General features: G+C 59.6%; 14 protein-coding genes. 12 read left to right on the top strand and 2 right to left on the bottom strand.

The genetic code is table 11. The annotated features are described in order from the left end of the window. The 4 genes from JHD62_RS15955 to prmB all read left to right on the top strand — a co-directional run. Positions 1-417 (top strand): aminodeoxychorismate/anthranilate synthase component II (locus tag JHD62_RS15955; protein WP_199103742.1); only part of this gene is annotated, 417 nt, incomplete at its 5' end. An 89-nt stretch (positions 418-506) separates the two neighbouring features. Then, positions 507-1,535: an anthranilate phosphoribosyltransferase gene (gene trpD, locus JHD62_RS15950; RefSeq protein WP_199103741.1), complete on the top strand. Its 1,029-nt coding sequence runs from the start codon at positions 507-509 to the stop codon at positions 1,533-1,535. Between the two features lie 82 nt (positions 1,536-1,617). Continuing rightward, the gene (locus JHD62_RS15945; RefSeq protein ID WP_199103740.1) at positions 1,618-2,994 is read left to right on the top strand and encodes a phosphomannomutase/phosphoglucomutase; all 1,377 of its coding nucleotides are present in this window, start codon (positions 1,618-1,620) and stop codon (positions 2,992-2,994) included. Positions 2,995-3,200: 206 nt separating this feature from the next. Beyond that, positions 3,201-4,121 carry a 50S ribosomal protein L3 N(5)-glutamine methyltransferase gene (gene prmB / locus JHD62_RS15940; RefSeq protein ID WP_045846985.1) on the top strand — a complete coding sequence of 307 codons (921 nt, stop codon included), beginning with the start codon at positions 3,201-3,203 and terminating at the stop codon, positions 4,119-4,121. 72 nt (positions 4,122-4,193) lie between these two features. Here the strand turns inward: prmB and JHD62_RS15935 are convergent, their stop codons facing one another. Beyond that, on the bottom strand, positions 4,194-4,817 hold the full coding sequence (locus JHD62_RS15935) for a LysE/ArgO family amino acid transporter (RefSeq protein ID WP_045846986.1): 624 nt from the start codon (positions 4,815-4,817) through the stop codon (positions 4,194-4,196). A gap of 124 nt (positions 4,818-4,941) precedes the next feature. After that, the gene (locus JHD62_RS15930; protein ID WP_199103739.1) at positions 4,942-5,883 is read right to left on the bottom strand and encodes a LysR substrate-binding domain-containing protein; all 942 of its coding nucleotides are present in this window, start codon (positions 5,881-5,883) and stop codon (positions 4,942-4,944) included. A 192-nt stretch (positions 5,884-6,075) separates the two neighbouring features. Here JHD62_RS15930 and JHD62_RS15925 point away from each other — a divergent pair, with 192 nt between their 5' ends. The 8 genes from JHD62_RS15925 (at position 6,076) to JHD62_RS15890 (ending at position 12,353) form a co-directional block, all read left to right on the top strand. Next, positions 6,076-6,801, top strand: coding sequence for an isochorismatase family protein (locus JHD62_RS15925; protein ID WP_199103738.1), 726 nt, complete (start codon positions 6,076-6,078; stop codon positions 6,799-6,801). Between the two features lie 96 nt (positions 6,802-6,897). Next, positions 6,898-7,527, top strand: a complete 630-nt coding sequence (locus JHD62_RS15920; RefSeq protein WP_199103737.1) for an isochorismatase family protein — start codon at positions 6,898-6,900, stop codon at positions 7,525-7,527. Positions 7,528-7,612: 85 nt separating this feature from the next. Then, entirely contained in the window at positions 7,613-8,359 is a 747-nt protein-coding gene (locus JHD62_RS15915) for an SDR family NAD(P)-dependent oxidoreductase (protein WP_199103736.1), read from the top strand. Positions 8,360-8,372: 13 nt separating this feature from the next. Then, complete coding sequence (locus tag JHD62_RS15910) at positions 8,373-8,678, top strand: putative quinol monooxygenase (protein WP_199103735.1); 306 nt, start codon at positions 8,373-8,375, stop codon at positions 8,676-8,678. A 127-nt stretch (positions 8,679-8,805) separates the two neighbouring features. Then, on the top strand, positions 8,806-9,702 hold the full coding sequence (locus tag JHD62_RS15905) for a pirin family protein (protein WP_199103734.1): 897 nt from the start codon (positions 8,806-8,808) through the stop codon (positions 9,700-9,702). Then, positions 9,699-10,904: a CynX/NimT family MFS transporter gene (locus JHD62_RS15900; RefSeq protein ID WP_199103733.1), complete on the top strand. Its 1,206-nt coding sequence runs from the start codon at positions 9,699-9,701 to the stop codon at positions 10,902-10,904. The genes JHD62_RS15905 and JHD62_RS15900 overlap by 4 nt, the downstream gene beginning before the upstream one ends. A gap of 11 nt (positions 10,905-10,915) precedes the next feature. Beyond that, on the top strand, positions 10,916-11,839 hold the full coding sequence (locus JHD62_RS15895; protein WP_233161003.1) for a LysR family transcriptional regulator ArgP: 924 nt from the start codon (positions 10,916-10,918) through the stop codon (positions 11,837-11,839). Positions 11,840-11,918: 79 nt separating this feature from the next. Continuing rightward, positions 11,919-12,353 (top strand): cytidine deaminase, encoded by a 435-nt coding sequence (locus JHD62_RS15890; protein ID WP_199103732.1) that lies wholly within the window; start codon positions 11,919-11,921, stop codon positions 12,351-12,353. Positions 12,354-12,414 lie beyond the last annotated feature (61 nt).

Here is a 12,414-nt window from a genome sequence, read left to right as displayed (position 1 = left end):
TTGCGTTCGTCTCGTGGGCTCGGAGATGTGTATAAGAGACAGATCCAGCACTTTGCCGGCAAGTTGCCCATCATGGGTGTCTGTCTTGGCCATCAGGGCATTGGCCAGGCTTTCGGTGGCAAGATCATCCATGCCAAGCAACTGATGCATGGCAAGGTGTCTCCGGTGCATCATCACGATATCGGCATGTTCCGTGGCCTGCCCAATCCGGTTAACTGCACCCGCTATCACTCGCTGGTGATCGAGCGCGAGTCCTTGCCGGACTGTCTGGAGATTACCGCCTGGACCGAAGATGGCGAAATCATGGGCGTGCGTCACAAAACCTTGCCGATTGAGGGTGTACAGTTTCACCCGGAATCCATCCTGACCGAGCACGGTCATCAGATGCTGGATAACTTCCTCAAGGAATTTGCCTAAGCAATATGGACAGCTCGCTGTTGCAGCGAGGTTCTTTCCTGTGCCGGCCTGCCTCGCATACCGGCCACTGTGAATCTAAGGATATCTGCATGCTTACCCCCCAGGCCGCGCTGAACCGGCTGATTGACGGCAACGAACTGTTTTTTGATGAAATGCTGGATCTGATGCGTCAGATCATGCGCGGCGAGCTGACCCAGGCCCAAACCGCAGCCATTCTGATCGGCCTGCGTACCAAAGTGGAAAGCGTGTCGGAAATTGCCGCTGCCGCCACCGTGATGCGTGAATTCGCCACTCCGGTGCCGGTATCCCGGCATGATCACCTGATCGACACCTGTGGCACCGGTGGCGACAAGAGCCATACTTTCAATATTTCCACCACCGCTGCATTTGTGGCTGCGGCCGCTGGTGCACGCGTGGCCAAGCATGGTGGCCGTTCGGTGTCGTCAAGCTCTGGTAGCGCCGATGTACTGGAACTGCTGGGCGTCAACCTGAACCTGACACCAGTACAGGTTGCGCGTTGCATCGACGAAATCGGTGTCGGTTTCATGTTCGCCCCCAACCACCACAGTGCCATGAAGCACGTGGCGCCCATCCGCAAAGAGCTGGGTGCGCGCACCATCTTCAACATCCTCGGCCCGCTGACCAACCCGGCCGGGGCGGATCATCAGGTGATGGGCGTGTTTCACCCCGACCTGGTCGGCATTCAGTCGCGCGTGCTCAAGCAACTGGGCAGCAAGCACGTGATGATTGTACATGGGCTGGACGGGCTGGATGAAATCACCCTCAGCGCCTGCACGCTGGTGGCCGAGTTGAAAGACGGTCGCATTGAAGAGTACACACTGGACCCTCGCGAGCTGGGCTTTGAATTCTTCGAACTCAAGGAAATCCAGGCCAGTACCGCCGCACAATCGCGCGACATTTTACTGTCGGTGCTGGATAATCAGCCCGGCCCGGCCTACGACATTGTCGTACTCAATGCCGGTGCGGCCATTTATACTGCCGATGTCTGTGCCAGCCTGAGCGAAGGCATTGCCCTGGCCCGCCAGGTTCTGAGCACAGGCAAGGCACGGCAAAAGCTGGACCAGTTGATTGCGCTCAGCCAGTCCCTGGCAGCTTGAGTCTTATACTTTCCTTTTCGCGGCCATCCGTCCCTGATGGCCGGTTTTACTGATTTTTGATTACGAGATTTTGCCTACCATCATGAGCACACCGTCCAAAGACATTTTCAAGGCCTACGATATCCGTGGCATCGTCGGCAAGACCCTGACTGTTGAAGTGGCACAGCAGATTGGCCACGCCATTGGCTCCGAAGCGCAAGTCCGCAAGGTGAAAGCCATTGTGATCGGTCGCGACGGCCGCCTGTCCGGCCCGGACCTGAGCGATGCACTGGCCAGCGGCATTCGCGCTGCTGGTGTGGATGTGATTGATGTGGGCCGCGTGGCCACGCCGATGCTGTACTTTGCCGCGTACGAACTGGGCACCCTGTCCGGCGTGATGGTGACGGGCAGCCACAATCCTCCGGATTACAACGGCTTCAAGATGATGCTGGCCGGGGACACCCTGGCTGGCGACGATATCCAGCGTCTGTACCAGCGCATCAAGGACAAGGACCTGAGTCACGGCGAAGGCGGCTACCGCACCCATGATATCGTGGACGCCTACCTGGACCGCATCACCAGCGATATCAAGCTGGAACGCAATATGAATATCGTGGTGGATTGCGGTAACGGCGTGGCAGGTGCTTTTGCTCCGGTACTGTTCCGCCGCCTGGGCTGCCGCGTACGCGAGCTGTTCTGCGAAGTGGATGGCACCTTCCCCAACCACCATCCGGACCCGGCCAAGCCGGAAAACCTGCAGGATGTGATTGAAGCGCTGGCCAAAACCGACTCCGAACTGGGTCTGGCGTTTGACGGTGACGGCGACCGCCTGGGCGTGGTCACCAAGGATGGCAACATCATCTGGCCGGACCGTCAGCTGATGCTGTTTGCCGCTGACGTGCTGGAACGCAACCCCAAGGCCAAGATCATCTACGACGTCAAATCCACCCGTCTGCTCAAACCGTGGATTCTGGAAAACGGCGGCGAGCCGGTGATGGCCCGTACCGGTCACAGCTTCATCAAGGCCAAGATCAAGGAAACCGGCGCACTGCTGGCCGGTGAAATGAGCGGCCATGTATTCTTCAAGGAACGCTGGTACGGCTTTGATGACGGCATGTACGCCGGCGTGCGCCTGCTGGAAGTACTCTCGCGCGTGGAAGACCCCAGTGCCGTGCTCAATGCCTTGCCCAACGCCATTTCCACTCCGGAACTCAACCTCAAGATGAAGGCCGAAGGCGAGAACCACGCGCTGATTGCCAAACTGCAAGCCTCGGCCAAGTTCGAAGGTGCTGACGAAGTGAATACGCTGGATGGCCTGCGCGTAGAGTACGCAGACGGTTTTGGCCTGGCGCGCGCATCCAACACCACACCGGTGATTGTGCTGCGGTTTGAAGCGGACAATGCAGAAGCGCTGGAGCGCATCAAGGCCGACTTCCGTCGCGTGCTGTCTGCCGCCACCGATGCCGCACTGCCGTTCTGAGTCGGCTTGACTGCGTGACTGCGTGACTGCGACCTGGAGCTCACCCTCCGCGCAATCCGCAAGATACAGACGTAGTACGGTAACGGTCGCTTGGCTATAATGGCGACCAAACCAGACTACCGAACCAGAATACAAGGGACATGGCAAGCCATGTCCCTTGTCATTACCGACAGGGCGAAACCCTACCCTGTCCAGAAAGGACAAGCATGTACGCACAGGCTGCCAGCAGCTTTAGCACCGTACGCGATCTGCTGCGTTTTGCGGTGTCGCGTTTCAACCAGGCCGGCCTCACCTATGGTCACGGCACCGACAATGCCCATGACGAAGCCGCCTACCTCATCCTCACCACGCTCAAGCTGCCGATCGACCGGCTGGAACCCTATCTGGACGCCCGCTTGCTGCCGACCGAAGTCAAGGACGTGGTAGACCTGATCGAACGTCGTGCCGAAGAAAAAGTGCCGGTGGCCTACCTCACCCACGAAGCCTGGCAGGGTGAGTTCAGCTTCTATGTGGACGAACGCGTGCTGGTGCCGCGCTCCTTCATCTACGAACTGCTGGGTGAACCGCTGCAACCGTGGATTGAACATCCAGAACTGGTACACCGCGCACTGGACTTGTGCACCGGCTCCGGCTGCCTGGCCATCCAGCTGGCACACCATTACCCGGATGCTGAAATCGACGCCGTGGACATTTCGCTGGATGCGCTGGAAGTGGCTGCCATCAATGTGCAGAACTACGGTCTGGAAGACCAGATCCAGCTGATTCACAGCGATCTGTGCGAAGGGCTGGAAGAGCCCTACGACCTGATCATCGCCAACCCGCCGTATGTGGATGCCGAATCGGTGGACGCGCTGCCGCAGGAATACCTGCACGAGCCGGAAATTGCCCTGGGTTCGGGCGAAGACGGCCTGGACGCCACCCGCGAAATCCTGCGCCGTGCGCCAGACCTGCTGACCGAGCATGGCGTGCTGCTGGTGGAAATCGGCCATAACCGTGACATGCTGGAAGAATGTTTCCCCAACCTGCCCTTCATGTGGATGGAAACCGCCAGCGGCGATGGCTTTGTCTTCCTGCTGACCCGCGACGACCTGATCAAGGGACTGGAGCTGGACGCTGCCGCTGAATAAGCCAGATGGCATCTATCGCACCTAATGAAAAAGCCGGACAGCGTCCGGCTTTTTGCATTCTGCAGCGCTGGCCTAGTGTGTAAAGCCGTAATTCCAGACCAGCAGGCTGCTGGTAAACAGCATGATCAGGCCGATGGCACAGTCCAGAATGCGCCAGCTACGCTCCTGCTGAAACAGCGGCGCCAGTTTGCTGGCAAAAAAACCGATACCGACAAACCAGCTGACCGAGGCGGTAATGCTACCCAGAATAAAAGACGGCGCAGACTGACTGCCGTATACCGAGGCCACGCTGCCAATCAGGATGACCGTATCCAGCCATACATAGGGGTTCAGCAAGGTCACCAGCAAAATGGTGCGAATCGCCTTTTTCCTGTCCCGCTCCACCGAGCCATCCAGTTTCAGTGCACCGGGATGCAGCGCCGCCCGGAATGACTTGAAACCCAGCCACAGCAAGAAACCGGCACCCAGCCAGGCAACGGTCTGTACAAAACCGGGGATGGCACCAATGATCTTGCCCATGCCCAATACACCGCAGCTGATGAGAATGACATCCGCCACAATGCAGATCAGCACAATGGGCAGAATGTGGCTACGCCCTATTCCCTGCCTGATGATGAAAGCATTCTGCGGACCGATTCCCACGATCTGACTTCCGGAAAGGCCCAGCGCGGCCAGATAAACACTCAAGTTGAACATGGATTTCCCGTAGCACTGTGGCCTGCCCGACTGCTGGCCAGACCTGCTTGATTGACAATGCCCACAGAGTAATGGCTTAGCGATAAAAAGTTAAACTAATATTTTTTATACATAATAAGAATTTCTAATTTCCAACCACAGACTCAACCGTGTGGTACTCCAGCAGAGCAGGCAATTCACGCTTCACGAAGTCGATCAATACCCGTACTGCCGGTGACAGGCCACGCCGGCTTGGATAAAGCATCACCAGCCGCCCATCACGCGGATGCCAGTCAGGCAGCACATGCTGCAACTGTCCGCTGGCCAGCTCCTGGGCGCAGGCATACAAAGGCAGGTTGGCAATACCGATACCGGCAAGTGCCGCCTGTTTCAGGGTGGGAATATGGTCGCTACGCAGCAAGACGTTCATCTGCACATCGCAACTCATTTCAGAATGGCCACGTAAACGCAAGACATCACTGCCCTCTCCTTGCGGCGCAAACAGCAAGGCATTGCACCCCGCCAACTGTTGCGGCTGCAGAACAGTACCTAATGCCAGGGCTGGCGCAGCCAGCAGCCCCCAGCGTGCTGTACACAGCGGAACCTGGATCAGACTGGAGGGTAACAAGGCATGATTGATACCGCGCACCACCACATCCACCCCCTCTTCCAGCAAGTCCACCTGGCGATTGCAAGCCTGTACGGCCAAGCGCACCTTGGGGTAATGCAGCATGAACTGCGGCAACAGGCGCGACAGCACCGCATCGGCAATCGCTACCGGCACACTCAGCCGTACCGTGCCGCTTGGTTCGTGCTGGCGTTGCCTGACTGCCTCTTCACCGGCGCGAGCCTCAGCCAGCATGGCCAGACAATGAGCATACAGTGCCTGACCGGCATCGGTCAGGCTCACTGCCCTTGGACCACGCTGCAGCAAGCGTGTCCCCAAGTGCTCTTCCAGCAGACTGACACGCCGTGACAGCCTGGATTTTGGCAGACCCAGCGCGCGTGCCGCAGCACTGAAGCCCTGGCGTTGCACCACTTGGGAAAACAGAAACAGATCATTCAGATCCAGTGGCAGTGCAGTCATTACCCCTCCTGTTTTCATCATCCTAATGTTCCATTGATAGAACGATAAACAAGACTTTTCTTATTTTTTTGTCCTATTTCACTGCCCATACTATCTCCACGCATCCAGGCCTTTAGGACAGCACTACCCAGTCAGGCCTCCTGACAAGCACATAACCTGCATGCGCACTCACTCACATACAAGGACTTCGCCATGAAACTTCGCCACATCCTGAACGCCACCCTGTTTGGCCTTGCCACCCTGTCTGCCGCCAGCATTTCCCTGCCAGCAGCTGCCGCGACAACCGTCGCCGCCACCCAACAAAACGCCAATCTCACCATGCTGTCGCGTGACAATGCCGTGCTGTTGCTGGTGGACCATCAGGTGGGCCTGATCAGCGGTGTGCGCGACACCACGGTTGGCGATCTGAAACATAACGTGGTTGCGCTGGCCAAGGCTGCGCGCACCCTTGGCGTGCCGGTGATCGTGACTGCCACCATGCCGGACGGCATGTGGGGCCCCACCATGCCGGAACTCACCGCCGCGCTACCCGGCGTGCAAGTGATCAGCCGCACCATGATCAATGCCTGGGATGACCCGAAAGTACGTGCCGCCATCGAAAAAACCGGTCGCAAGCAAATCATCGTGGCAGGTGTATCGCTGGAAATCTGCGCCAGCTTCCCGGCCCTGTCGGCTAAAGCCGCTGGCTACGACACCCGTGTCGTACTGGATGCCTCCGGCACCTTCAACGAAGCCAAACGTACTGCCGGCCTGCAACGCCTGCTGGGTGCCGGCATTCCGGTCACCGACTATGCCAGTGCAGCAGTAGAAATGCTGCGCAGCAATACCGACCCCAAAGCACACGATGTCTACGGCGACCTGGATATGCCGTTCGCCACCCTGGTATGGCAGATGCAAAGCGGCTTCACCAAGAAGTAAGCAGCTGCTGTGAGCCCGGCCAGCGCCTGTCTGCAGGCAGGCACTGGCCGCAGCGTACGCATCATCCGCATCACTTTTTAAAGCGAGGGGAACACCATGTCACAACATGAAAATGCCAACCTGAACATGCTGTCACGCGATAACGCAGTTGTACTGCTGGTCGATCATCAGGTCGGCCTGATCAGTGGTGTGCGCGACATTCCACTGGGCGATCTCAAACACAATGTGGTGGCACTGGCCAAGGCTGCGCGCACCCTGGGCGTGCCGGTGATCGTGACTGCCACCATGCCCGACGGCATGTGGGGCCCGACCATGCCGGAGCTCACCGCCGCGCTGCCCGGCGTGCAAGTGATCAGCCGCACCATGATCAACGCCTGGGATGACCCTAACGTGCGGGGCGCCATCGAGCAAACCGGTCGCAAGCAAATCATTGTGGCGGGTGTATCACTGGAAATCTGCGCCAGCTTCCCGGCCTTGTCGGCCAAAGCCGCTGGCTACGACACCCGTGTGGTACTGGACGCTTCCGGCACCTTTAACGAAGCCAAGCGTACTGCCGGCCTGCAACGCCTGCTGGGTGCCGGCATTCCGGTTACCGACTATGCCACCGCAGCGGTGGAAATGCTGCGCAGCAATGTCGACCCCAGCGCGGGTGAAGTTTACAGCGACATGGACATGCCGTTTGCCACGCTGGTATGGCAGATCCAGAGCGGATTCACCAAGACCTAAGCACCTGCAGTGAGCACGACCAGCACCCGCTTGAGGGCGCTGGCTGCCCACAGCCTCCCATCAAGCCAGACAGAGCAAATCCAACATGAAACAAGCAGACAAGGTAGCCGTAGTCACCGGTGGTTCCCGCGGCATTGGCGCAGCCATTGCCCGCAAGCTGGCCAGCCAGGGCGCGCAGGTAGTGATTGTGTATCGCAGTAATCAGCAACAGGCAGAACATGTTGTTGCTGACATCATCAGCCAGGGTGGCAAGGCGGTAGCCTGTGCTGCCGATGTCAGCCAGGAGTCGGCCGCGCGCGATGTACTGTCCAGCATTGCCACCCGTTTTGGCCGCATCGACATCCTGGTCAACAATGCCGGCGTGTTTGAAGGCCGCACGCTGGCGGATGTGGATGCCGAGCATATTGCCCGGGTGTTTGACGGTAATATGGGTAGCATGCTCTTGATGACGCGTCATGCCCTGCCGTTTTTTCCTGAGCACGGCGGCCGCATCGTCAACCTGTCCAGCAACCTGATCTACTCGCCACGCATAGGCACGGCCATTTACTCGGCCAGCAAGGCAGCCGTTTCGGTATTGACCCACGCCTACGCGCTGGAACTGGGGCCACGCGGCATTACCGTCAATGCGGTGGCGCCTGCGATGACCGAAACCGACATGACCGCAGCCACACCGTTGGCCCGCCGGGAAGCGGTGGCCAATGGCACCCCGCTGGGTCGCGTGGCACAGCCGGAAGATATTGCCGATGTGGTGGCATTTCTGGCCAGTGAAGATGCACGCTGGATTACCGGCCGTACCCTGCTGACCGATGGCGGCCTGACCGATGCCCTTTAACACGGCAACAGACATGCACGTTCTGACGGTTGAACTCACCATCAAGCCGGAAAGTCTGGCGAATTTCCTGCAAGAACTGCAGCAGTTCAGCCGCTATATTGTGCAGCAAGAAGCAGACTGCCTGCGCTTTGAAATCTTCCAGGACGACGACGACCCCTGCCGCATCCTGCTGCTGGAAGGCTGGAGCAGCCGGCGACATCTGGAAGAGGTGCAGTTGCAGCGCGCCTATTACCAACCTTATTTCGCCAGGGTGCAAAGCATGTTTGCCGCAGAGCGCCTGCTGCGGCACTGGCAAGCACTGCCACTCGAGCAAGGTTAAAGAACACGTTCAAGAAAACAGGCAGAGCAAGAGCAAAACCGGCAGCGGCCAGAACGCAGCAGGTTTTACCGTTGACGTTTAACCACGCTGCGGCCGTCCGGCCCGGCGGTATCAGGAAACAAGCACAATGACACGACTGAAGATTTCCGCCCCGGCCCAAGGCCAGCCACTCACCATCGGCAGTGGCTTTCAGGCCCAGCATTTTGGCGAACAGATGTTCAATGGGCTGATTGACCCGGTGGTGATGGTGGACCATTTCCACATGACCAGCCCCACCTTCGAACCACACCCCCATGCCGGGATTTCCGCCGTGACCTATATGTTCGAAGACGCCAGCAGCCCGCATGTCAATTACGACTCCATGGGCAACCAGGGACCCATCGTGCCGGGTGCCCTGCACTGGCTGGCCGCCGGGCGCGGCGCGGTGCATACCGAACAGCCGGAAGGCGCCAACCCGCATGTGCATGCACTGCAAATTTTCGTCAACCTGCCGGCCAGCAAGAAAATGCAGGCACCGTTCGCCGTGCATGCCGACCCGGCCGATATTCCGGAATACCTTGCACCGGGCGTGCGGGTGCGTATTGCAGCAGGCAGCAGCAACGGCATCCAAGCTGCCCACACTTCGGCATTGCCGGAAGCTTTTACCTTGCTGGATGGCTTTATTGATGCAGGCCAGCATTTCACCCATCAACTACCGCCCGGCTGGAATGCCATGCTCTACGCCATCGATGCGCCGCTACAGCTGAGTGCCGACGGACACAGCACCCACATCCCGGCCGGGTCGGCCATTGGCATCGGTATGGATGGCTCGGAGACGCAGGCTACCGACTTGCAGTTGCATGCCACTGAGAACTGCCATTTTGTCTTGCTGTCCGGCCCGGCGCTGCGCGAGCCGCTGGTCAAGCACGGCCCCTTCGTGATGAACAGCAGCGAAGAAATCAACGACCGCATCCGGGCGTATCAGCGCGGTGAGTTCGGACAATTGACCGAGGATTGGCTGCGCAACAGCCATCACCCCGCATGAACACGCCCAGCCAGCAGCCCGCCATGCAGGCCACCCACTGGCCGGCTGTACTGATTGCCATATTTGCCGGAGCCGCCGGGGCCTTCTGCCTTGGCAAAGTACCGGCAGTGCTGGGACTGTTGCGACAGGAACTGGGCCTGAGTCTGGTTGAAGGCGGCTGGATCGCCTCTGCCTTCAACAGCCTGGCGATCGTATTCAGCCTGTTCATGGGCCTGCTGCTGGTGCGCTGGAATGCACTGCAAGCAGGCATCATCGGCCTGCTGCTGTTGCTGCTTGGCGGCGCACTGGCGCTGCCTGCGCATGGCCTTGCCATGATGCTGGCCTCACGGGTGATCGAGGGCATCGGCTTCTTGCTGGTTTCGGTAGCCATGCCAGCTTTGATCGTCAGTCTGGCCAGCGATCAGGACAAACGCCTGACACTCAGCCTGTGGGCGGTAAACCTGCCGCTGGGTGCAGCCATCGGCATGCTGCTGACCCCGGCACTGGCCGCAGTTGGTGGCTGGCGTCTGGCATGGCTGGCCGGCATGGCACTGCAATTGCTGGCCTTGATGTTACTGCTGCTGTGCAGACCTGTTTTCCGGCAGCGCAGCGCGCAGTCATTACCAGGCACACCACAAACCGCAGCGCCGTTTTCAGTACTACGCCAGTCGGCGGTGTGGCGCCATGGCCTCGCCTTCATGCTGTACACCCTGATGTTGTGGGCGGTTTTTGTCTGGCTGCCAACCATGCTGCAAGCCCGGCCAGAACTGAGCACCAGCACCATCGCCCTGCTTTCGGCACTGGCGGTGGTAGCCAACATTCCCGGCAACCTTGCCGGTGCCTGGCTGCTACGCCGCGGCATGGCACGCGATACGTTGATATGCAGTGCACTGGGGCTGATGGGAGTGAGTGGCTTGCTGGCTTTCTGGCCTGGTTTGCCGGCGGATGCTGCCTATCTGCTGTGCCTGCTGCTTTCCTTTTGTGGTGGAGCGGTGCCGCCCGCTGCCCTGTCATCAGCGCACGGACTCAGCCGTGGCCCGGTACAGCTGGCTGTCTTGCAAGGCTATTTCGTGCAGCTGGCCAACCTGGGTCAATTGCTCGGCCCCTTGCTGCTGGCTGCCTTGGTGGCGGGCAGCACCGACTGGAGCGTGGCGCGCAGCCTGTTTCTGGCCGGAGTGCTGTTTGCGGCCTTCCTGTTTGCCATGCGGGCGCGCAGCCATTAGCATGAGCCACCTTGTTCAAGCGGGAGTGCGCGGTGCTGGACCCAAAACAACTGGAAGCATTGTCAGCGGTGGTGGAGTGCGGCGGTTTTGACAAGGCAGCACGCAAGCTGTTTCTGACCCAGTCCGCCATTTCGCAGCGCATTCGTCAGCTGGAAGAAAACCTTGGACAGCCGGTGCTCACCCGCACCAGCCCGCCCGCCCCCACCATCAGCGGCCGTTTGCTGTTACGCCATTACCAGCAGCTTTGCCTGATGGAGGGTGAGTTGCGAAACACCCTGCAACCGGATGCAGAAGACAGCAGCTTTACCACGCTGACGGTGGGTGTGAACGCCGACAGCCTGGCTACCTGGTTCCTGCCCGCGGTACAAAGCGTCATGCAGCAGCGCCGCCTGCTGATTGACGTGATGATGGACGATCAGGACTACACCCACGAGCTGATGCGTAGCGGCCATGTGGTGGGCTGTATCGGCACCCGCCCCACGCCGATCCAGGGCGGCGAGTGTCACTTTCTGGGCAGCATGCGTTACCTCTGCCTTGCCACGCCGGACTTTGCCGCTCGCTATTTTGCCGATGGTTTCACCCCGGCTGCGCTGGCCCAGGCTCCGGCCATCATCTTCAGCGGCAAGGACGACCTGCACAGCGAATTCCTGCAACAGTTTGCCGCATACGAAGGCAGCACGCCGCACCTGACCCTGCCCACGCCGCAGGGCTTTGTGCAGGCCACTCGACTGGGGCTGGCCTACAGCCTGCTGCCGGAGCTGATGATAGACGACGACCTGCACACCGGCCGCCTGATCAACCTGCTGCCCGGTCAGTACGTGGACCTGCCCTTGTACTGGCATCACTGGCGGGTGGAATCCTCACTGGCGCAGTCGCTAAGTGAGGCCCTGCTCCAGCATGCGGCGCAGGTATTGCGTCAACCAGCAACAGCCTGATTCCTGTACGGTGCCGGTTGACACTGTGCGGCGCGCAGCGCAAGATCACGCGCCCTGCTTGCATCCACCCGGAGAATCCATGGCAAACGATATCCCCAGCCCAGAACAGTGGGCAGCACTGGAAGCTGCCGCCCGCGCCGCAGCCCGTCAGGCCTATGTACCGTACAGCCGCTTTGCCGTTGGCGCCGCCATTCTGGACGAAAAAGGCCTGATCCACCCCGGCTGCAATGTGGAAAACGCCAGCTATGGCCTGGGCAATTGCGCGGAACGCACCGCCCTGTTTTCTGCCCGGGTGCTGCACGGGCTGCAACAGGTGATTGCTGTCTGCATCTATACCCCTACGGCCACTCCCACCTCCCCTTGTGGTGCCTGCCGCCAGGTACTGAACGAGTTTGGCCCGCACATGCTGGTGCGCAGCATCTGCGACGGCCAGGCCCGCATCGACACCACGCTGGACCAGTTGCTGCCACATGCTTTCGGCCCGCAAAACCTGACGGATGCAGCTGCATCCTGATTGTTCAGCAAGCTGTAGGTATAAAAAAACGGAAGCCCGAAGGCTTCCGTTTTGTTTTGCG

This window comes from Aquitalea sp. ASV11 (genome assembly GCF_016429185.1).
Classification (GTDB): Bacteria; Pseudomonadota; Gammaproteobacteria; order Burkholderiales; family Chromobacteriaceae; genus Aquitalea; species Aquitalea pelogenes.
The sequence above is the reverse complement of the archived record's forward strand: the minus strand, read 5'-3'. Positions and strand labels throughout refer to the sequence as shown.

Bases quoted from the DNA above. Each gene is read 5' to 3' on its own strand.
- prmB (WP_045846985.1), top strand. From the start codon at position 3,201: ATGTACGCACAGGCTGCCAGCAGCTTTAGCACCGTACGCGATCTGCTG.
- JHD62_RS15910 (WP_199103735.1), top strand. From the start codon at position 8,373: ATGCACGTTCTGACGGTTGAACTCACCATCAAGCCGGAAAGTCTGGCG.
- JHD62_RS15900 (WP_199103733.1), top strand. From the start codon at position 9,699: ATGAACACGCCCAGCCAGCAGCCCGCCATGCAGGCCACCCACTGGCCG.
- JHD62_RS15935 (WP_045846986.1), bottom strand. From the start codon at position 4,817: ATGTTCAACTTGAGTGTTTATCTGGCCGCGCTGGGCCTTTCCGGAAGT.
- trpD (WP_199103741.1), top strand. From the start codon at position 507: ATGCTTACCCCCCAGGCCGCGCTGAACCGGCTGATTGACGGCAACGAA.
- JHD62_RS15920 (WP_199103737.1), top strand. From the start codon at position 6,898: ATGTCACAACATGAAAATGCCAACCTGAACATGCTGTCACGCGATAAC.
- JHD62_RS15890 (WP_199103732.1), top strand. From the start codon at position 11,919: ATGGCAAACGATATCCCCAGCCCAGAACAGTGGGCAGCACTGGAAGCT.
- JHD62_RS15905 (WP_199103734.1), top strand. From the start codon at position 8,806: ATGACACGACTGAAGATTTCCGCCCCGGCCCAAGGCCAGCCACTCACC.
- JHD62_RS15930 (WP_199103739.1), bottom strand. From the start codon at position 5,883: ATGACTGCACTGCCACTGGATCTGAATGATCTGTTTCTGTTTTCCCAA.
- JHD62_RS15925 (WP_199103738.1), top strand. From the start codon at position 6,076: ATGAAACTTCGCCACATCCTGAACGCCACCCTGTTTGGCCTTGCCACC.
- JHD62_RS15915 (WP_199103736.1), top strand. From the start codon at position 7,613: ATGAAACAAGCAGACAAGGTAGCCGTAGTCACCGGTGGTTCCCGCGGC.
- JHD62_RS15945 (WP_199103740.1), top strand. From the start codon at position 1,618: ATGAGCACACCGTCCAAAGACATTTTCAAGGCCTACGATATCCGTGGC.